At 72.2% G+C, this 19,080-nt stretch carries 13 protein-coding genes; 4 read left to right on the forward strand and 9 right to left on the reverse strand.

Annotation, left to right across the window (positions count from 1 at the left end; genetic code table 11):
- Position 1: 1 nt before the first annotated feature.
- The 3 genes from AB0I45_RS02725 to AB0I45_RS02735 are packed head-to-tail and all read right to left on the reverse strand — an operon-like array spanning position 2 to position 3,358.
- Positions 2-964, reverse strand: coding sequence for a D-2-hydroxyacid dehydrogenase (locus AB0I45_RS02725; RefSeq protein ID WP_295687720.1), 963 nt, complete (start codon positions 962-964; stop codon positions 2-4).
- Positions 897-2,684, reverse strand: a complete 1,788-nt coding sequence (locus AB0I45_RS02730) for an MDR family MFS transporter (RefSeq protein WP_295687717.1) — start codon at positions 2,682-2,684, stop codon at positions 897-899. Before AB0I45_RS02730 ends, AB0I45_RS02725 begins: the two co-directional genes overlap by 68 nt.
- A complete protein-coding gene (locus AB0I45_RS02735; RefSeq protein ID WP_247618749.1) occupies positions 2,681-3,358 on the reverse strand; it encodes a TetR/AcrR family transcriptional regulator in 678 nt (225 codons plus the stop codon). Before AB0I45_RS02735 ends, AB0I45_RS02730 begins: the two co-directional genes overlap by 4 nt.
- A 176-nt stretch (positions 3,359-3,534) precedes the next feature.
- Between AB0I45_RS02735 and AB0I45_RS02740 the strand changes: the two genes are divergently transcribed.
- On the forward strand, positions 3,535-4,491 hold the full coding sequence (locus tag AB0I45_RS02740; RefSeq protein WP_295687712.1) for a 2-hydroxyacid dehydrogenase: 957 nt from the start codon (positions 3,535-3,537) through the stop codon (positions 4,489-4,491).
- Between the two features lie 74 nt (positions 4,492-4,565).
- On the opposite strand, the gene dnaG is transcribed toward AB0I45_RS02740, so the two are convergent.
- The 4 genes from dnaG to AB0I45_RS02760 form a co-directional block, all read right to left on the reverse strand.
- Positions 4,566-6,557, reverse strand: coding sequence for a DNA primase (gene dnaG, locus AB0I45_RS02745; protein WP_295687709.1), 1,992 nt, complete (start codon positions 6,555-6,557; stop codon positions 4,566-4,568).
- The gene (locus AB0I45_RS02750) at positions 6,557-7,843 is read right to left on the reverse strand and encodes a deoxyguanosinetriphosphate triphosphohydrolase (protein WP_295687707.1); all 1,287 of its coding nucleotides are present in this window, start codon (positions 7,841-7,843) and stop codon (positions 6,557-6,559) included. Before AB0I45_RS02750 ends, dnaG begins: the two co-directional genes overlap by 1 nt.
- 2 nt (positions 7,844-7,845) lie before the next feature.
- On the reverse strand, positions 7,846-8,979 hold the full coding sequence (gene dusB / locus AB0I45_RS02755) for a tRNA dihydrouridine synthase DusB (RefSeq protein WP_265808836.1): 1,134 nt from the start codon (positions 8,977-8,979) through the stop codon (positions 7,846-7,848).
- A gap of 151 nt (positions 8,980-9,130) precedes the next feature.
- Positions 9,131-10,366 carry an acyl-CoA dehydrogenase family protein gene (locus AB0I45_RS02760; RefSeq protein WP_265808781.1) on the reverse strand — a complete coding sequence of 412 codons (1,236 nt, stop codon included), beginning with the start codon at positions 10,364-10,366 and terminating at the stop codon, positions 9,131-9,133.
- Positions 10,367-10,511: 145 nt separating this feature from the next.
- On the opposite strand from AB0I45_RS02760, the gene AB0I45_RS02765 reads away from it, so the two are divergent.
- On the forward strand, positions 10,512-11,975 hold the full coding sequence (locus AB0I45_RS02765) for an L-lactate permease (RefSeq protein ID WP_295687704.1): 1,464 nt from the start codon (positions 10,512-10,514) through the stop codon (positions 11,973-11,975).
- On the opposite strand, the gene AB0I45_RS02770 is transcribed toward AB0I45_RS02765, so the two are convergent.
- Positions 11,972-13,195 carry a YibE/F family protein gene (locus AB0I45_RS02770; protein ID WP_247618743.1) on the reverse strand — a complete coding sequence of 408 codons (1,224 nt, stop codon included), beginning with the start codon at positions 13,193-13,195 and terminating at the stop codon, positions 11,972-11,974. The genes AB0I45_RS02765 and AB0I45_RS02770 overlap by 4 nt on opposite strands.
- Before the next feature lie 67 nt (positions 13,196-13,262).
- Positions 13,263-14,639: a glycine--tRNA ligase gene (locus tag AB0I45_RS02775; protein WP_137319897.1), complete on the reverse strand. Its 1,377-nt coding sequence runs from the start codon at positions 14,637-14,639 to the stop codon at positions 13,263-13,265.
- A 442-nt stretch (positions 14,640-15,081) separates the two neighbouring features.
- On the opposite strand from AB0I45_RS02775, the gene AB0I45_RS02780 reads away from it, so the two are divergent.
- Both AB0I45_RS02780 and AB0I45_RS02785 read left to right on the forward strand, forming a co-directional pair.
- Positions 15,082-16,941, forward strand: coding sequence for a DEAD/DEAH box helicase (locus AB0I45_RS02780; RefSeq protein WP_295687699.1), 1,860 nt, complete (start codon positions 15,082-15,084; stop codon positions 16,939-16,941).
- Positions 16,942-17,050: 109 nt separating this feature from the next.
- A complete protein-coding gene (locus AB0I45_RS02785; RefSeq protein ID WP_295687698.1) occupies positions 17,051-19,033 on the forward strand; it encodes a 2Fe-2S iron-sulfur cluster-binding protein in 1,983 nt (660 codons plus the stop codon).
- Positions 19,034-19,080 lie beyond the last annotated feature (47 nt).

Raw genomic sequence — 19,080 nt, forward strand, 5'->3', positions numbered from 1 at the left:
CTCAGCCGGCTGCGTAGCCCTTCTCGACATCGACGGGGCTCAGCAGCGGCTCCCCTGCGAGCCAGCGGTCCCAGTTCGCCATGAACTGCTCGGCCAGCCGGTCGGTCCAGCCGTGCGTGTCACCGCTCATGTGCGCGGTGATCATGAGGTTCGGGCACGACCACAGCGGGTGCTCAGGCGGCAGCGGCTCGGTGTCGACGACATCGATCCCGGCCCCGGCGATCTCCCCGCTGTGCAGCGCGGCGACGAGGTCGTCGGTCACCACGGTCGCGCCCCGGCCCACGTTGATGAGCCGGGCGTGCGGCGGCAGGGCGGCGAGCACCTCGGCGTCGATGAGCCCGGTGGTCGCCGGGGTGAGCGGGGCGATGTCGATGAGCCAGTCGATGTCGCCCACGAGCCGCGGGAGCTCCGCGGAGTCGAGCACGTCGCCGAAGTCCGGGTCCCCGGACCGGGCGTGCGAGCCGGCTCCGCGCACCTCGACGCCGAGCGCGGTGAGGAGCCGGGCGGTCTCCCGGCCGATCGAGCCGGTGCCCACGACGAGCGCGCGGGAGCCGGCGAGGTTCTCCGTCTCCCGCCACTGCCAGGTGCGCTCGGCCTGGAGCTCGAGCGAGCCGGGGACGTCCTTGGCGAAGCCGAGCATGAACGCGAGCACGAACTCCGCGATCGGCCGATCGAACACGCCGCGCGCGTTCGTCACCCGCACCCCGGATTCCCGCAGTGCAGGGAACATCAGGGAGTCGACCCCGGCGGAGGCGGCGTGGATCCACTGCAGCCGGTCGGCGGCGGTGAAGGCGTCGACGAGTGCCGGGGAGAAGAAGTCCCACATGAGGAGGACATCGGCGCCCGGCAGCGCCTCGGCGAGGCCGGACGCCTCGGTCCAGCGCACCTCGGCGGTGTCATTCAGGCGATCGAGCGCCGGCGGGCGCGGCCTGTGGGCTGCGGTGAGGATCGTCAGCACGGTCATCGTCGGCCTCCTGGGGGTCGTCGGCTCCCTCTACGGTAGCGCGCTCCGGGTCCGCGGCCTCGGTCTGCTCGGTGCCGTCGATCTGTTCGGCGCCGTCGGTCTGCTCGGTGAGCGGGACCACGCTGCGGTCGTCGCCGCGCTCGATCTTCGTCGCCAGCGGCCGCTCCTGGATGAACAGCACCGCGACGAAGCCGATGAAGACGAGCGGGCTGACCCACAGGAAGAGCGGCATGAGGGCGTCGTTGTAGGCGGTGACGACGAGCTCGTGGACCGGTCCCGGCAGCCCGGAGACGGCCTCCGGGGTGAGCCGGTTGGCCGTGGTCCCCGAGCCCGCGCCCGTGCTCGGCAGCGAGGTGGCGAGCTGGGTCATGAGGCGTTCGGTGAACATCGAGCCGATGACGGCCATGCCGAGGGTCGCCCCGATCTGGCGGAAGAAGTTGTTCGAGGCCGTGGCGGTGCCGACGACGGTGACCGGGAACGAGTTCTGCACGATGAGTACGAGGAGCTGCATGGTCAGTCCCAGGCCCAGCCCGAGCATCGCGAGGTGGACGACCGACCAGTAGGCCGGTGTGTCGGCCTTCATGAAGGACATGAGGACGAGGGAGGCGAAGACGCAGAGGAAGCCGAGGATCGGGTAGATCTTGTAGCGCCCGGTCTTCTCGACGACGAACCCGATCGCGGTGCCGAACACCAGCATCGTCGCCATCATCGGCACCATCATGAAACCGGCGACCGTGGCGTCGATCCCGTGGACCATCTGCAGATAGGTGGGCATGTAGCTCAGCACCCCGAACATTGCGACGCCGATCGTCAGACCGGCGACCGTGCAGAGCACGAAGTTGCGGTCCTTGAACAGCCACATCGGGATCACCGGTTCGTTCACCCGGCGCTCGACGAACACGAACACGACCGCGGCGACGAGGGCGATCCCGACGAGCCCGATGATCTCCGGGGAGATCCAGTCGTACTGGTGGCCGCCCCATGCGGAGGCGAGGATGATCGCGGAGGTGAAGAGGGCGACGAGCGCCATGCCTGCGCCGTCGACCTTGGGCCGGACGGCGTTGTGGGTGCGCGGGATGCGGAGGAAGACGAGCGCGGAGATGATCGCGAAGATCCCGAGCGGGAAATTCATCGCGAACGCCCAGCGCCAGCCGGGCCCCTCGGTGAGCCACCCGCCGATGAGCGGGCCGGCCACGGAGGACACGGCGAACACCGAGCCCATGAAGCCCATGTACTTGCCGCGCTGGCGGGCAGGGACCACGGCGGCGATAATCGACTGCGCGAGGATCATCATGCCGCCGCCGCCGATCCCCTGGAACACGCGGCCGAGGATGAGCAGGGTCATGTCCTGGGCGATCATCGCGAGCAGCGAGCCGACCATGAACATGATGATCGCGAAGACGAAGAGCGGCTTGCGGCCGAACAGGTCGCCGATCTTGCCGTAGATCGGCATCATCACGGTGGAGGCGAGCATGAACGCCGTCGACACCCAGAGCATGAGGTCGACGCCGTCGAGCTCGCCGACGATCGTCGGCAGCGCGGTGGCGAGGATCGTCTGGTTGAGGGAGAACATGAACATCGCGACCATGAGACCGATGAAGAGCAGGAGGATCGCGGCGGTCGACATCTGCTCGCCAGCCGCGGGCTGCGCGGCGGGGCGGGATGCGGTCGGTGATCCGGGTGCGGCGCCGGCGCGGCCGGCGCGGGTGATGCGCTTCATGCGGTCGGGCCCTTCATGACGTCGAGGAACAGCTGGACGGAGCGGTCGAAGAGTTCGGGGTCATCGCCGGTGTCGGCGCCGGAGTCGTCGCGCTCCGCGAGTCTGCGCGCCGCGGCGCGCAGCGGGGCGCTGCACACGAGGACGATCATGTCGGCGATCGCCTCCGGGGACTCGGCGGTGTCGAACTCGATGTCGTGCTGCCGGATGCGGGTGGCGACGACCTCGGCGACCTGCGATTCGAGCTGCCGGTTCTTCTCGAACTGGCGCCCGAGCAGCTCGGGATGCTGGGCGAAGATGCGCCGCCGCGCGGTCGCCACCTCGTCGTCGTTGAAGGTGAGGAGGAACGCGGTGTGGAGGAGCCGGGCGACCTCGGAGGCGAGGCCTGCGCCGTCGACGGGCCCGACGAGGAAGTCGCCGATCTGCTCGTCGTCGAGCAGCCGGTCGGCGATCCCGACGATCGCGTCCTCCTTCGAGGCGAAGTAGTTGAAGAAGGTGCGCGTCGAGACCCCGGCCTCGGCCGCGATCTGAGCGATCGTGGCCTGATCGAGTCCGTGCGCATTCACCTGATTGACGGTGGCGACGTGGATGGCCCGCCGGGTGAGGCGGGCCTTGCGGTCGCGGAGCGATTCCTCCGCCGGCGCGGTGGGCGCAGCGGTGTCATGAGAGATGGTCACCCGACAAGTTTGCACCGTGTGCAAGTTTTCTTCAAGTGCATCTTTGCACGTCGTGCAGTGATCTGAACCACCTGTGGCGCAGCGGACCACAGCGCCCGGGCTGCGTGGCGCAGTGCATAATCGAGGTGGGTCGCCGATCGCGCGGCCGCACCCGCGGAGCATCCCAGGAGGACGCAGTGAGCACAGTCATCTGGATCGGCGAGAAGGACCGGCAGGTCCTCGACATCCTCGAGGAGGCGTTCGCCGCGGAGCCGCGCGCCACCCTCGTGATCCCGGCCGGGGACTCCCCCACCGATACCGAGCTCGCCGAGGCCGAGGCGATCCTCAACGGCGCCGGCACGATCTCCGCCGAGCTCATGGACCGCGCCCCGAAGCTGCGCATCATCCAGCGCGTGGGCGCCGGCACCGACGGCATCGACTTCGCAGCCGCCGCCGAACGGGACGTCCTCGTCGCGAACCTCCCGGGCGCCAACTCCGTCGCCGTCGCCGAGCTCGCGATGGCCTCGCTGCTCGCCTGCGCCCGGCACCTGCCGGGCCTCGACGCGAACACCCGCCGCGGCGAGTGGACCCCCAACGAATGGCTCGACCAGAGCTACGAGCTCGCCGGCCGGAAAGCCGCGATCATCGGGCTCGGCCACATCGGGCAGCTGCTCGCCCGGCGGATGAAGGCCTTCGACATGACGCTCGCGTACTACGACGTGTTCCGGCAGCCGGAGGAGGTCGAGCGCGAGATCGGGATCGAGTACACGGAGCTCGCCGAGCTCCTGCCCGGTGCCGACGTGCTCTCGATCCACGTCCCGCTCACCGAGGACACGCGCGGGATGATCGGGGCCGAGCAGCTCGCGCTCATGAGCGACACCGCGATCGTGCTCAACATGTCCCGACCGGGGATCGTCGACGAGTCCGCGCTCGCCGAGGCGCTGCGGGGCGGCACGATCGCCGGCGCCGGCTTCGACGTGTTCTCCGGCGAGCCCGACATCGCCGGCAACCCGCTCCTCGACGCGCCCAACGTCGTCGCGACCCCGCACGCCGGTGCGCAGACGCGCGACACCGTCAAGCGGGTGTTCACCAAGGCGCTCGCGAACGTCCTCACGCTCGCCGAGGGCGAGACCCCGCAGCACGTCATCGGCTGACCCGAAACGGCAATTTCAGGAGGAATCTGTGAGCCATTCCGCCGAGAATTGCGATCCCGCGCCCGCCTGCGCTCTCACATGAGGGAGCGGAGGCGGGCGCGCTGCCGCTCGAGGATCTGCAGCTGCTCGAGCAGGCGGCCGCTCGTCGCCGCGTCGGCGGGATCGGCGCGCTGGAGCCGCGAGTGGAGCTCGTCGGCGATCCGCACCATGTCCTTGTCGAAGAGACGCGCGATGATCCCGCGCGCATAGCGCTCGACCCCCGCGGCGTCCTGGGCCGGGAGCGGTTCGACGGCGAGGCGCCCGACGAGCCCGCGCAGCTGCTCCGGCGCGGCCTCGAGCACCTTCTCCGGCCAGCTCTCCGGGTCGGCGAGCCCGGCCCGGATGCCACCGGCGGCGCGCATCGCGTCATGGACCCCGCGGTGGGCGGGATCGGTGAACACCTTGCCGTTGAGCCCGTCGAACAGGGTCGCGTTGACGAAGGTCGGCTGCTGGAGGGCGACCTGGAGCGCGCCGCGCTCGACGCGCAGCCCGGTGACGTCGACCGGTCCCCCGCCGAGCTCCTGGGCGTAGGCGTCGACGGCCGCAGCGGTCTCCGCCGGGGATTCGGTGGGTGCAGGCAGTCCGCCGCGCTGGTCCCGTCCGCGCTGGTCCCGTCCGCCAGGTCCCGCCGGTCCGGGACCGCCCGGGCCGCGCCCGGCCGCCGGATTGCGCCCGGCAGCGGGATTGCGACGTCCGTCGCCGCGGCGCTGCGCGGCACGCACGGCCTGGGCCACCTCGGCGGGATCGATGCCGATGTGTCCGGCGACGAACCGTTCGTAGCCGGGACGCATCGCGGCGTCCCGGATCTGGGCGATGACCGGTGCGGCGGCGCGCACCGCCCCCACCCGGCCCTCGACGGTGCTGAGATCGAAGCGGTCGACGCTCGAGGTCAGCGCGAACTCGAAGAGCGGGCGGCGCGAGTCGATGAGCTCGCGCACCGCGGCGTCCCCGTGGGCCTGCCGCAGGTCGCAGGGGTCCATGCCGGAGCGCTCGACGGCGACGTAGGTCTGGGCGACGAAGCGCTGGTCCTCCTCGAAGGCCTTGAGCGCGGCCTTGCGACCGGCCTCGTCCCCGTCGAAGGTGAAGACGACCTCGCCGCCGTGCGTCTGGTCGTCGCCGAGCAGCCGCCGGGCGATCTTGATGTGCTCGGCGCCGAACGCGGTGCCGCAGGTCGCGACCGCCTGCTCGACCCCGGCGAGGTGGGCGGCCATGACGTCGGTGTACCCCTCGACGATGACGATCCGCTTGGTGCGGGCGATCGCGCGCTTGGCGAGGTCGAGGCCGTAGAGCACCTGGTTCTTCCGGTAGAGCACGGTCTCCGGGGTGTTGAGGTACTTGGGCCCCTGGTCGTCGTCGAACAGGCGCCGGGCGCCGAACCCGATGGTGCGGCCGGTGACGTCGCGGATCGGCCACACGAGGCGCCCGCGGAACCGGTCGTAGATGCCGCGCCGGCCCTGGCTGACGAGCCCGGAGGCGATGATGTCCTCGGTGACGTAGCCGCGGCCGCGCAGGTGGCCGAGCAGCGCGTCCCAGGACTGCGGGGCGAAGCCGACCCCGAAGGTCTGCTGCGCGTCCTCGTCGAAGCCGCGCTCGGCGAGGTAGGTCCGCCCGATCTCCGCGGCCGGGGAGCGCAGCTGCTCGCGGTAGAAGTCCGCGGCGACCTGGTGCATCTCGACGAGGCGCTGCCGGGTGCCTGCGGCCTCCCGATCCGGCCCGCGGCCCTCCTCGTACTGGAGTGCGACCCCGGTCTTCTCCGCGAGCCGCTCGACGGCCTCGACGAAGGTCATCCCGTCGATCTTCTGGAGGAACGCGAACACGTCCCCGCTCTCCCCGCACCCGAAGCAGTGGTACATCCCCACCTGGGGTCGGACGTGGAAGGACGGGGTGCGCTCGTCGTGGAAGGGGCACAGGCCCTTCTTCGAGCCGACGCCGGCGCTCTTGAGGGTGACGTGCTCGCCCACCACCTCGTCGATCCGGGCGCGTGACCGGACCTCGTCGATGTCCTCGCGGCGGATCAGGCCGGCCACTAGAGCAGGCTCGCTTCGTCGGCCTGCATCCGGTGGTAGGCCGCCCAGGCGGAGTGGTCGGTGAGCGAGGCGACCTGGTCGACGACGACGCGCAGCCGTTCGGCATCTGACGCAGCCTCCCGGTGGTCGAGGAGGAACATCGTGTCCATCGCCTCGGGCCGTTCGCTGAAGTACTCGCCGAGCGTGGTGAGCACCCGGGCCTGGATGCGCTGCAGGCGCAGGCGGTCCTCGGCGACCATGACGGTGACGGTCGCCAGCCCCTTGAGGACGGCGATCTCGTGGCGGGTGGCCTCCGGCACGACGAGGTCGCCGTCGTAGCGGCCGAGCGGCTCCCAGCCGAACTCCTCGCGCGTCGCGGCCTCCGCGGCCCCGGCGAAGCGGCCGATGAGCTGGCTCGTCATGTGCTTGAGCCCGGCCTGCGAGCGACGGGAGCCGTCGTAGCGCTCGCGCGGCCAGTAGGCCGCCGACTGGAGCCGGTCGAGGGCGGAGATGATCTGCTCGTCGCGCGCCTCCGGCAGGTACCAGGAGCGGGTGATGTCGATGAGCCCGCCGAGCGCGTGGTCGTGGTGGTAGGCGAAGAGGTCGAGGTGGCCGGCGAACACCGCGTCCTCGACGTCGTGCACGGAGTAGGAGATGTCGTCGGCGAGGTCCATGAGCTGCGCCTCGATGCAGCGACGCGTGTCGGTGCGCCCATCGCGGAAGAACGCGAACACCGGCAGGTCGTCGGCGTAGGCGCCGAACTTCCGCAGCGGCGCCCCGGTGGTGGGCTTCACCGGCGCCTCGTCGCGCGACCAGGGGTACTTCGTGCACGCGTCGAGGGTCGCGCGGGTGAGGTTGAGCCCGGCCGAGGCGCCGTCCTCCGTGAGGACCTTGGGCTCGAGCCGGGTGAGGATCCGCAGTGTCTGCGCATTGCCCTCGAAGCCGCCGATGTCCCGGCACAGCTCGTCGAGCACGGTCTCCCCGTTGTGCCCGAACGGCGGGTGGCCGAGGTCGTGGCTCAGGCACGCGGTGTCGACGATGTCGGGGTCGCAGCCGAGGTAGCGGGCGAGCTCACGACCCACCTGGGCGACCTCGAGGGAGTGGGTGAGCCGGGTGCGCACGAAGTCGTCGCTGCCCGGGGACACGACCTGCGTCTTCGCCCCGAGCCGGCGCAGGCCCGAGGAGTGGAGCACGCGGGCGCGGTCGCGCTGGAAGGCCGAGCGGCGCGGGTTCTTCGCGGCCTCGGGCACCCACCGCTCCTGATCGTGGGCGGAGTACTCCGCGAGGCCGCCCGGGATCCCCGTCATCCTCAGCCCCCCGAGACGTCGAGCTCGGCGAGCGCGAGGTCGGCGCGCCGGGATTCCTCCATGACGCGGGAGTCGAGCCAGCCCTCGGGCAGGTGGGGCCGCTTGGGCCGGGTGGTGCGCCCGCGGGAGCCCTCGGCGTCGCGGCCGGGGTAGGGCGCGCTGCGGTCGAGCCCGTCGAGGTGCTCGCGGAGCTCGGCGAGCGAGGACACCATGGCGAGCGCGCGGCGCGCCTCGCCGCCGACCGGATAGCCCTTGAAGTACCAGGCGATGTGCTTGCGGAGGTCGCGGACGCCGTAGAACTCGTCGCCGTAGTACTCCGCGAGGTACACCCCGTGGGTGTGGACGGCATCAGCCACCGCGCCGAGATCCGGGCGGATCCGCTCCTCGCTGCCGGCGAAGGCGTGCGCGAGGTCCCCGAACAGCCACGGGCGACCCTGGCAGCCGCGGCCGATCACGACCCCGTCGCAGCCGGTGGTGCGCATCATCTCCAGGGCGTCCTCGGCGGCGAAGATGTCGCCGTTGCCGAGCACCGGGACGGTGTCGCCGAGGTGGTCCTTGAGGCGGGCGATCGCGTCCCAGTCCGCCTGCCCGGAGTAGAGGTCCGCGGTGGTGCGGCCGTGCAGGGTGATCGCGGCGACCCCGGCGTCGCGGGCGATCCGGCCGGCCTCGAGGTAGGTGAGGTGGTCGGCGTCGATGCCTTTGCGCATCTTGATGGTCAGCGGGATGCCCCCGCGGGAGGCCTCGCGCACCGCGGTGGTGACGATCGCGGTGAACAGGTCGGTCTTCCACGGCAGCGCGGAGCCCCCGCCCTTGCGGGTGACCTTGGGGACCGGGCAGCCGAAGTTGAGGTCGATGTGGTCGGCGCGGTCCTCCTCGACGAGCATCCGCACCGCCTGCCCGATCGTCACCGGGTCGACGCCGTAGAGCTGCACGGAGCGCGGGGTCTCGTAGGGCTCGTGGTGGATGATCCGCATGCTCTTGGGGCTGCGCTCGACGAGAGCGCGGCTGGTGACCATCTCGGTGACGTAGAGACCGGCCCCGTACTCGCGGCACAGCCGCCGGAAGGCGGTGTTCGTGATCCCGGCCATCGGCGCGAGCACGACGGGCGAGGACAGCTCGATCGGCCCGATCCGCAGGGCGGGCCGGGCGGCTTCCTTCGCGGTGGGCGCAGGGGCGTGGAGGAGGGATGCAGCAGTCACCGCACCATTGTCCCACCACGAGTCAAACCGGGGTGCGGTGTCCACAGCTCCCGGCACCGGGGACGCGCACGCCGGTGCGAGCCCGGACTCACCCCTCCCGCGGCGGGTTGAAGGCGGGGATCCCGGTGAGGTGGGCGCCGAGGATGAGCGTGTGGACCTCGTCGGTGCCCTCGTAGGTGCGGACGGCCTCGAGGTTGTTCGCGTGGCGCTGCGGCGAGTACTCCGCCGACACCCCGTTGCCGCCGAGGATCGTGCGCGCCTCACGGCAGATCGCGATCGCGTCCCGGGTGTTCGCCAGCTTGCCCACGGAGATCTGCACCGGGTCGAGCTCTCCTGCGTCCTTGAGGCGCCCGGTGCGCTCGGCGACCAGCAGCCCGCGCTGGATGTCGAGCGCCATGTCGACGAGCTTGCGCTGGGTGAGCTGGAAGGACGCGATCGGCGCACCGAACTGCTCGCGGTCCAGGGCGTAGGAGCACGCGGTCTCGTACGAGTCGCGGGCCGCGCCGAGCACACCCCACATGATCCCGTAGCGGGCGTCGTTGAGGCAGGTGAACGGACCGGACAGGCCCTCCGCGCCCGGCAGCCGGGCGGAGTCGGGCACCCGCACCTCGGCGAGCTCGATCTCGCACTGGATCGAGGCGCGCATCGCGAACTTCGGCTCGATCACCGTCGCCGTGAAGCCGGGGGTGTCGGTGGGGACGACGAAGCCGCGCACCCCGTCCTCGGTCCGGGCCCAGATCACCGCGAGCTGCGCGATCGAGGCGAGCCCGATCCACCGCTTGCGCCCGCTGATGACCCAGTCGCCGCCGTCGCGGCGGGCCACGGTCTCCATCGAGGAGGGATCGGAGCCGGCGTTCGGCTCCGTGAGCCCGAAGCAGCCGATGACCTCGCCGCGCGCCATCGCCGGCAGGTGCTCGGCCTTCTGCTCCTCGGACCCCCAGTGGTGGATCGCGCCCATCGCGAGCGAGCCCTGCACGGACACGAAGGTGCGGATGCCGGCGTCGGCGGACTCGAACTCGAGGGAGGCGAGCCCGTACTCGACGGCGCTGCGTCCCGGGCAGCCCGGCGAGTCGAGGTGGATGCCGAGGTAGCCGCGCTCCCCCATCTCGCGCACGAGCTCGCGGGGGAACTCCGCGTGCTCGAACCAGTCGGCGACATGCGGGCGGATCGCCTCGTCGACGAAGCCGCGCACCTCGTCGCGGAATGCGAGCTCCTCGGCGCTGAACAGCGACTCGAGGCCGAGCAGATCGGCCCGGGTGCGGAGTTCCCGGGTGCGCTCTGCAGCGGTGCTCTGGGCGATGGTGCGCTCGGTTCCGTGGGCCATGGCGTGCTCCTTCGTCGGCGATCGCCGTGTCCCGCGGGGCCGCGCGACACGCGGTGGATCTCGTCCGTCCCAGTCTGTCACGCCGCGGCGTAGCCTGGCACCGGGATGCGGGATCGCCCGCACCGCCGTGCACACGAGGAGGACCATGATCGCACTGCTCGCTGCGACGCCGATCCTCGTCGCCGTCCTCGTGCTCGTGCTCGGCAGGCCCGCGACCTGGGCGGCCGCAGCCGCCCTCGTCACCGCGGCAGCTGCCGCCCTCCTCGCCTTCCGCACCCCGGCCGGAGTGCTGGCCGCGAGCGGTGCGGACTACGCGCCGCTCCTCGCCGAGGTGCTGCTCATCCTCCTCTTCGGGATGATCCTCGCCCGGCTCCTCGAGGCGACCGGCGCGATGGCGCTGCTCTCCCGCTGGCTGCAGGACGCCTCGACCTCCGTCCCGGCCGGCACCGCGCTCGTCGTGTTCGGGGTGGTGCCCTTCGCGGAGTCCGTCACCGGGTTCGGGATCGGGATCACCGTCGGCATCCCGATCCTGCGGCGCCTGGGCCACCGTCCGGCACCGGCCGCGCTGCTCGGGCTGCTCGGGCTCACCGCGGTCCCCTGGGGCGCGCTCGGGCCCGGCACCGCGGTGGCCGCCTCGCTCACGGGACTCGGGCTCGACGAGCTCGGCGTCGCCACCGCGTGGGTCAACGCGCTTCCGGTCGCGGTCGCGGTGGTCGCCGTGGCGGTACTGTGCGGGGCGCGCCGGGATCCCCGGGCGGCCGTCCCCGTATTCGCCGCCGGCGCGGTCCTGTGGGCGGGTGTGCTCGGTGCGAACATCCTCGTCGGCACGCCCCCGGCCGGTGTGCTCGGTTCGCTCTCGGTCATCCTGGTGCTCCTGCTGAGCGCACGCCTGCGCGGTGCCCGGCTGCGCGGCACCCGGCGCACCGTGCTCGCCGCGGTGCCCTACCTGGTCCTCACCTGCGGCCTGCTCGCCGCCGAGGCGCTCGCCGGTCTCCTCGACGCCGTCTGGCTCGACGTCCTCGCGTCTCCCCCGGTGTGGCTGCTCGCCGCGTGCCTCGTCGCGGTGCCCGCCGCTCCGGGGCCCGTCGACGGGCCCGCGGTGGTGGCCCGGGCGGCGCGCGCCTGGGTGCCGGTGGGCGTGGCGACGGGTCTGTTCATGATGCTCGGCTGGCTCATGACGGCGACCGGGATGAGCGCGGCGATCGGGGCCGCGCTCGCGGTGCTCGGCAACGCGCCGGGTCCGCTGCTGCTCGCGCTCGGCGGCATCGTCGCCGGTTCGAACACGGGGGCGAACGCGATGTTCGCAGGCACGGTGGCCTCGATGGCGGAGTCGACGGGCGCTTCGGTGCTCGGACTTGTGGCGGTCGGCAACGCCGCCGCGGCGTTCGCGAACATCGCGACCCCGCCCCGGGTCGCGCTCGCGGTGCAGGTCGGCGCCGGGGACGAGGCGCCGGCCGACGGCGGGGAGGACACGGCAGACGGATGCCGGACCGACCCGGCGGCGCAGCGGGCCGAGCTCGAGCGCGCCGTCGTCCGGGTGCAGCGGGCCACCGTCCTCTGCGTGCTCGCCGCGACCGTGCCGCTCGCCGTCCTCGCTGCGCTGCTCTAGCCGTTCCGGCCGGGATCGGCCGCCCCGCGGTCCCGCTCCCGCGGGCGCACGCCCTCACCCGAGCGGACGACGAGTGCGGCGATGGCGGTGGTCGCGGGGATCGCGAGCACGAGTCCGATCGAGCACACGAGCAGGCTCACCACCTCGATCGCGAGGCCACCGAGGGTGAGCGATTCGAGGAAGGACCGGGAGGACGATGCGACGAGGAGCAGCACGGTGAGACCGCCGCCGGCGAACGCGAAGGCGATGGTGTAGACGGTCGAGGCGATGTGGTCCCGGCCGATCCGCATCGCCGAGGCGAACAGCTCCCGGGCCCGGGCGTGCGGGCGGGCGAGGGCGAGCTCCCACACCGCCGCCGCCTGGGTGATCGTCACATCGTTGAGGACGCCGAGGCCGGCGATGAGGATGCCGCACACCACGAGGTCCCCGGTCGACAGCTCCGCCGACCACGACAGCAGGTAGGTCTCCTCGGAGTAGATCCCGGCGAGCTTGGCCCAGCGCGTCCACAGCGCGCCGAGCACCCCGGTCACGGCGATGCCGGCGAGGGTGCCGAGCAGGGCTGTGGTGGTGCGGGCGGAGAACCCGTGCGCGAGGTAGAGCACGACGAGCATGATCACCGCCGCCGCCACGACCCCGACGAGCACCGCCGGGGAGCCGGCGAGCAGCGCCGGCAGCATGAACACGAGCATGACGCCGAAGGCGAACACGAGCCCGAGGAGCGCACGCAGCCCGCGCAGCCCCGCGACGAGGACGACGAGCAGCGCGTAGACGGCGGCGAGCACGGTGAGGGACACGTTCCGGTCGAAGTCGACGAACACGTAGTCCGCCGCTCCCGGATCCCCCGGGTCCGGGGCCGCCCCGCCGGGCGGGGCCTCGCCTGGCCCGCCGGTGATCGCCTCGGCGGCGGGATCGGAGGCCGCCTCGGCGTCCATCCCGATCGCCTTGACCCGGTCTCCCGGCGCGAGGCCGGCGCGCATCGCCTCGGGCGGGACGAACAGCGAGCCCTCGGCGCCGTCGACCTCGACCGCGATCGCCGCGCACCCGGAGGACTCCGCATCCGGACACGCCCGGAGGTCGACCATCGTCACCGTCCCGGACACGTACGTCGTCCCCTCCCCGAGCGCCGTCGGATCCCAGCCGCCGTCCTCGCCCGCGGCCGGCCACAGGAGCACGAGCCCGGAGACGGCGAGGACCGCCAGCGGGACGAGGAGTCCCAGCATGACGGTCCAGGCGCGCCTCGACGCCCGCGGAGCCCGGCTCCCGGCGATGAGGTGCATGCGCGGCGGGTCAGCCGGCGAGGTCGGTCGCGAGGTACGCGACGACCTCGTCGAGCGGGATCCGCTCCTGCGACATGTCGTCGCGACGCCGGATGGTCACCGCGTCGTCGTCGAGCGTGTCGAAGTCGACGGTGATGCAGAACGGGGTGCCGATCTCGTCCTGGCGGCGGTAGCGGCGGCCGATCGCCCCGGCGTCGTCGAAGTCGACGTTCCAGCGCTTCCGCAGGTCCGCGGCGAGCTCCTTGGCCTTGGGCGAGAGCTTCTCGTTGCGGCTCAGCGGCAGCACCGCGGCCTTGACCGGGGCGAGCCGCGGGTCGAGCTTGAGCACGATCCGCTTGTCGACGCCGCCCTTGGTGTTGGGTGCCTCGTCCTCGGTGTAGGCATCGACGAGGAACGCCATCATCGAGCGGGTGAGTCCGAAGGACGGCTCGATGACGTAGGGCGTGTAGCGGGTGTTCGCCGCCTGGTCGAAGTACTGCATCTTGTGTCCGGAGTGCTCGGTGTGATTGCCGAGGTCGAAATCGGTGCGGTTGGCGATGCCCATGAGCTCGCCCCAGGTGCTGCCCTGGAACCCGAACTTGTACTCGATGTCGACGGTCGCCGCCGAGTAGTGGGCGCGCTCGCCGTCGGGCACGTCGAAGCGGCGCATGTTGTCCGGGTCGATGCCGAGGTCGACGAACCAGTCCCAGCAGGCCTCGACCCACTCGTGGTAGTACTTCTCCGCGTCGTCGGGGTGGGTGAAGTACTCGATCTCCATCTGCTCGAACTCGCGGGTGCGGAAGATGAAGTTGCCGGGGGTGATCTCGTTGCGGAACGCCTTGCCGATCTGGCCGATGCCGAACGGGGGCTTCTTCCGGTTGGCGGTGACGACGTTGGCGAAGTTGACGAAGATGCCCTGCGCGGTCTCCGGGCGGAGGTAGTGGAGGCCCTCCTCGTTGTCGACGGCGCCGAGGTAGGTCTTCATGAGGCCGGAGAACTGCTGGGGCTCGGTCCACGCGCCCTCCTGCCCGGTCTCCGGATCGCGGATGTCGGCGAGCCCGTTCTCCGGCTCGCGCCCGTGCTTGGCGACGTAGGCCTCGATGAGGTGGTCGGCGCGGTAGCGCTTGTGGGTGTGGAGGGATTCGACGAGCGGGTCGACGAAGGTCTCGACGTGCCCGGAGGCCTCCCACACCGCGCGCGGCAGGATGATCGAGGAGTCGAGCCCGACCATGTCCTCGCGGCCGCGCACGAAGTTCTGCCACCACAGGGCCTTGATGTTCTCCTTGAGCTCGACGCCCAGCGGCCCGTAGTCCCAGGCCGAACGGGATCCGCCGTAGATCTCACCCGCCTGGAACACGAAGCCGCGCCGCTTGGCCAGGGTGATGACGGAATCCAATGTCGATGCCACAGATGTCTCCTCGGTTCGGGGGCGAACGGCTGGCTGTCGTCCGCATGCGGATCCAGCGTATCGAATGCGCGCCCGGTTCGGACCCGCGTCCCGGTGCGCGGCCGCGCAGCCGCCCCGGGCGCGGCTGTGTCTTCCCTCACCCTCGGCGCCGAACCGCCCGGCTCGGGCACCGCGGCATGTAGACTGGCCGGACACCCAAACCTTTCACCGCCGTCATGGTGCCAGGAGTTCGACTGCCCCGGGCAGCGAGCACTGCTCGACGCACCGCGTGCCGCCCGGCACATTGCGTTCGTTGCGCGTCACGCGTCCTCGATTCGACGGCACCGGCCGATCTGCTCACCACCGTTGCAGTGCGGCTGCGCATGGGTCGATCGCCAAACCCGTCCACTGCGATCAAGTGTGTGCCGATCCGCGAAGAGAGCCTTTGATGTCCGCTGAGGATATGACCACCCCTGCCCCCGTCTCCACCGAGAAGACCCCCGAGAGCACCGCTCCCGCCCAGGCCGCACCGGCCGAGGCCGGGTCCGCCGCCGCTCCGGCAGCGCCCGCCGACGAGCTGCCGCCGTTCGACGCCTTCGACCTCGATCCCGCCGTGCTCGCCGCGGTCAAGGACCTCGGCTACGAGACCCCGTCCCAGATCCAGGCGCAGACGATCCCGCTGCTGACCTCCGGCCGCGACGTCATCGGCCTGGCGCAGACCGGCACCGGCAAGACCGCCGCGTTCGCCCTGCCCGTGCTCAGCCACCTCGCGCACGCCGGCCGCGCCTCCGAGGGCCCGTTCGCCCTCGTCCTCACCCCCACCCGCGAGCTCGCGCTCCAGGTGGCCGAGGCGTTCACGAGCTTCGCCGCCCACCTCCCGGACTTCTCCGTGCTGCCGATCTACGGCGGCCAGTCCTACGGCCCGCAGCTCGGCGGCCTGCGCCGCGGCGCGCAGGTGGTCGTCGGCACCCCCGGGCGCGTCATCGACCATCTCAAGCGCGGCTCCCTCAAGCTCGGCGACCTCCGCCACCTCGTGCTCGACGAGGCCGACGAGATGCTCAAGATGGGCTTCCAGGAGGACATCGAGGAGATCTTCGCGCAGGCCGGCACCGCCCGCCAGGTGGCGCTGTTCTCCGCGACCATGCCGAAGTCGATCCACCGGATCACCGGCCAGTACCTCAACGACCCGGCCGAGGTGCGGGTCAAGTCGAAGACCACGACGGGCGCGAACATCCGCCAGCGGTTCCTCACCGTCATGCACTCCCACAAGCTCGACGCGCTCACCCGCATCCTCGAGGTCGAGGAGTACGACGGCATCATCATGTTCGTCCGCACCAAGCAGGCCACCGAGGAGCTCGCCGACAAGCTGCGCGCCCGCGGGCTGTCCGCCGCGGCGATCAACGGCGACATCCCGCAGCAGGCGCGCGAGCGGACGGTCGAGCAGCTCCGCAGCGGCGCGATCGACATCCTCGTCGCCACCGATGTCGCCGCCCGCGGCCTCGACGTCGAGCGGATCTCGCTCGTCGTCAACTACGACATCCCGCACGACACCGAGTCCTACGTCCACCGGATCGGCCGGACCGGCCGTGCCGGCCGCTCCGGCGAGGCGATCCTGTTCGTCACCCCGCGCGAGAACCACCTGCTGCGCCAGATCGAGAAGGCCACCCGCCAGCGCGTCGAGCAGCTCACCCTGCCGACCGTCGAGCAGCTGACCTCGACCCGCATCGAGCGCTTCCAGAACCGCATCACCGAGGCGCTCTCCGGGCTCGACCTGTCCGAGGTGCGCCCTGTCATCGACCAGTACGAGCAGGTCCACGACGTGCCCGCCAAGGAGATCGCCGCCGCACTCGCGGTGCTGCTCCTCGACGGCGAGTCGCTCACCGCGCAGCCGCTCCCCGAGCCCAAGCGCAAGCAGCGCGAGGACCGGGGCGAGCGCGGCGAGCGCGGGCCGCGCGGTCCGCGGTCGCGTGAGGGCATGCGCACCTACCGGCTGGCCGTGGGCCGCAACGAGCGCGTCCAGCCCGGCGGCATCGTCGGGGCGCTCGCGAACGAGGGCGGCCTGACCTCGGGTCAGATCGGCCACATCGACATCCGCTCGAACCACTCGCTCGTCGACCTGCCCGACGACCTGCCGCAGTCGGTGTTCGACCGCCTGTCCGGCACCCGTGTCCAGGGCAAGCGGATCGATCTGCGCCCGGACACCGGCCGCCCGGGCCGCTCGTTCCCCAAGAAGAACTTCGACAAGGGTCCGGGCGAGGGCCGCAAGTTCCGCCAGGAGCGCGACGGCAAGAAGGGCTTCTACCGTGGGGGCAAGGGCCGCTGAGCCCCACCCGCACACCGCCTCGTCGCGGCTGAGCACACCCGCCGGGCTGTCCCGGCCGACCGCCGCGCCGCCCGGTACCGGACATGCCGCCCGTCATAGGATGGGCGGCATGTCCGTTCGCGTCTCCGCGCTCTTCCGCTACCCGGTCAAAGGCTTCCCGGCCGAGCCGCTCGACTCCGGCACAGTGCGCGCCGGCACGGGCTTCGACGGCGACCGGGCGGCGGCCTTCAGCAGCGGGCGCCTGCCCGTGCCGGCGGACTCGTGGAGTCCCTACCGCGGCTTCGCCGTCCTCAAGACCGACATGAGCCTCGAGGCCTGGCAGGTGAGCTCGACCGCCGCCGAGGCGCCCGCCGGGTCCGCATCGGGCGGCGACCCCGGGATGGTCGGCGGCTCCCCCGGCGCCCCGGCCCGGGCGATCACGCTACGCGCCCCGGACGGTGAGCGCACCGGGTTCCGCACCGATGACGCCGACTCCCTCGCGGCCGCCTCGACGTTCCTCGCCGCGCGCCTGCGCCCCCAGGGCGAGCACCCGCGCCGCCTCGTCGTCGCAGGCCAGGGGATGTTCGACTCCCGCGCCTCGGGCGTGTCGCTCATCAACCCGGCAACGGTCGAGATGCTCGGGGAGGCCGCGGGCGTCGACCTCGATCCGCTCCGCTTCCGCGGCAACGTCCACCTCAGCGGCCTGGCTCCGTGGGAGGAGTTCGGACTCATCGGGCGGGTGGTGCGCGTGGGCTCGACGCGTCTGCTCATCCGCGCCTCGATCGAACGCTGCCCCGCCACCCGGGTGAATCCCCGGACCGCGGAGGACGACGTCAACGTGCCCCGGCTGCTCGCCGGGGTGTTCGGGCATCTCCATCTGGGCGTCTACGGGATCGTGCTCGAACCCGGCACGGTGGGGGTGGGCGATGCGCTCCTCGTCGAGGGCGGATCGTGCGCTGAGCTCGGGCCCGGCACCGAGGAGCACCACCACGACGCCGGAGCGCCCGCGGCTATCGACCCGCGGGTGAAGTCCCCGCTCACCACCCCGCGCCCGGCCACGGTCCTCGACTCCGCGGAGATCGACCCGGGGCGCGTCCGGGTCCGCCTGCGCGACGAGCTCGGCTGGTTCGCCGCCCTCCACCGACCCGGCATGCATGCGCGCGTCCACCTCCTCACCGAGGCGGGGCCGCTGTGGCGCACGTACACCGTCACCGCTGCCACCGGGAGCATGTTCGAGCTCGGCGTCGGGGTCGACGGCGTCGGCTCCCGCACCCTCACCGCACTGCCGCCGGGGGCGCAGGTGCTCGTCTCCGGCCCGTTCGGCCGGGTCACCGCTGGCACCCTGCGTGCCCCGCGCACCCTCGTGCTCACCGCCGGGATCGGCATCACCCCGGCGCTCGGGCTGCTGCCCGGCCTGGGCGATCGGTCGGTCGATGTCCTCCACGTCGAACGCGGGCGGGCCCCGAGCGGCTTCTTCCACGCACTCGTCGACACCGCCGGCGCACTCCCCGCGGCGTGCGTGCGGCGCTGGTCGACGCAGGAGCGCGGCCGGCCGGATGCTGATGCGCTCAGCGCAGTGCTCACCGAGATGCTCGGCCGGGACCAGGATGCGTGTGCGGACGCAGTGCGCACGGGTCCCGGGGAGCCGGCCGTCCCGGGGACAGCGGACCCTGCCGGTGCTGCGGTCGATGTCGTGCTCTGCGGCCCGCCCGGCTTCCTCGCCGCGGCCGCCGCTGCCGCGCGTCGCGCCGGGATCCGGGCCGCGCGGGTCCACCGCGAGATCTTCTCCTCCCCCGCACCGATCGACGCCGGCGGCACGGTCGACCTCACCGCGTGGGAGCCGGCGCGGGTGCGCACGGTGGCGGCCGACGGCTCGGAGGGTCCCGAGGCGGCCTGGACCCCGGCCGCGGGATTCCTCCTCGATGCGCTCGAGGCCCGCGGGTTCGACGTGGCGAGCTCGTGCCGGGGCGGCTCGTGCGGCACCTGCGCGCTGCGCCTCGTGTCCGGCCAGGTCGCCTATCCGGTGGAGCCGGCGGCGGCCTTCGACGACGACGAGGTCATCACGTGCTCGGCGGTCCCCGTCGGGGATGTCGAGCTCACCCTCGACGAGTGAGCCGCGCCCACCTCGGGCACGGCGAGGGCTCCGTTCCGCGGTGCGGT

The organism is Brevibacterium sp. NPDC049920 (genome assembly GCF_040656435.1).
GTDB classification, from domain to species: Bacteria; Actinomycetota; Actinomycetes; order Actinomycetales; family Brevibacteriaceae; genus Brevibacterium; species Brevibacterium pityocampae.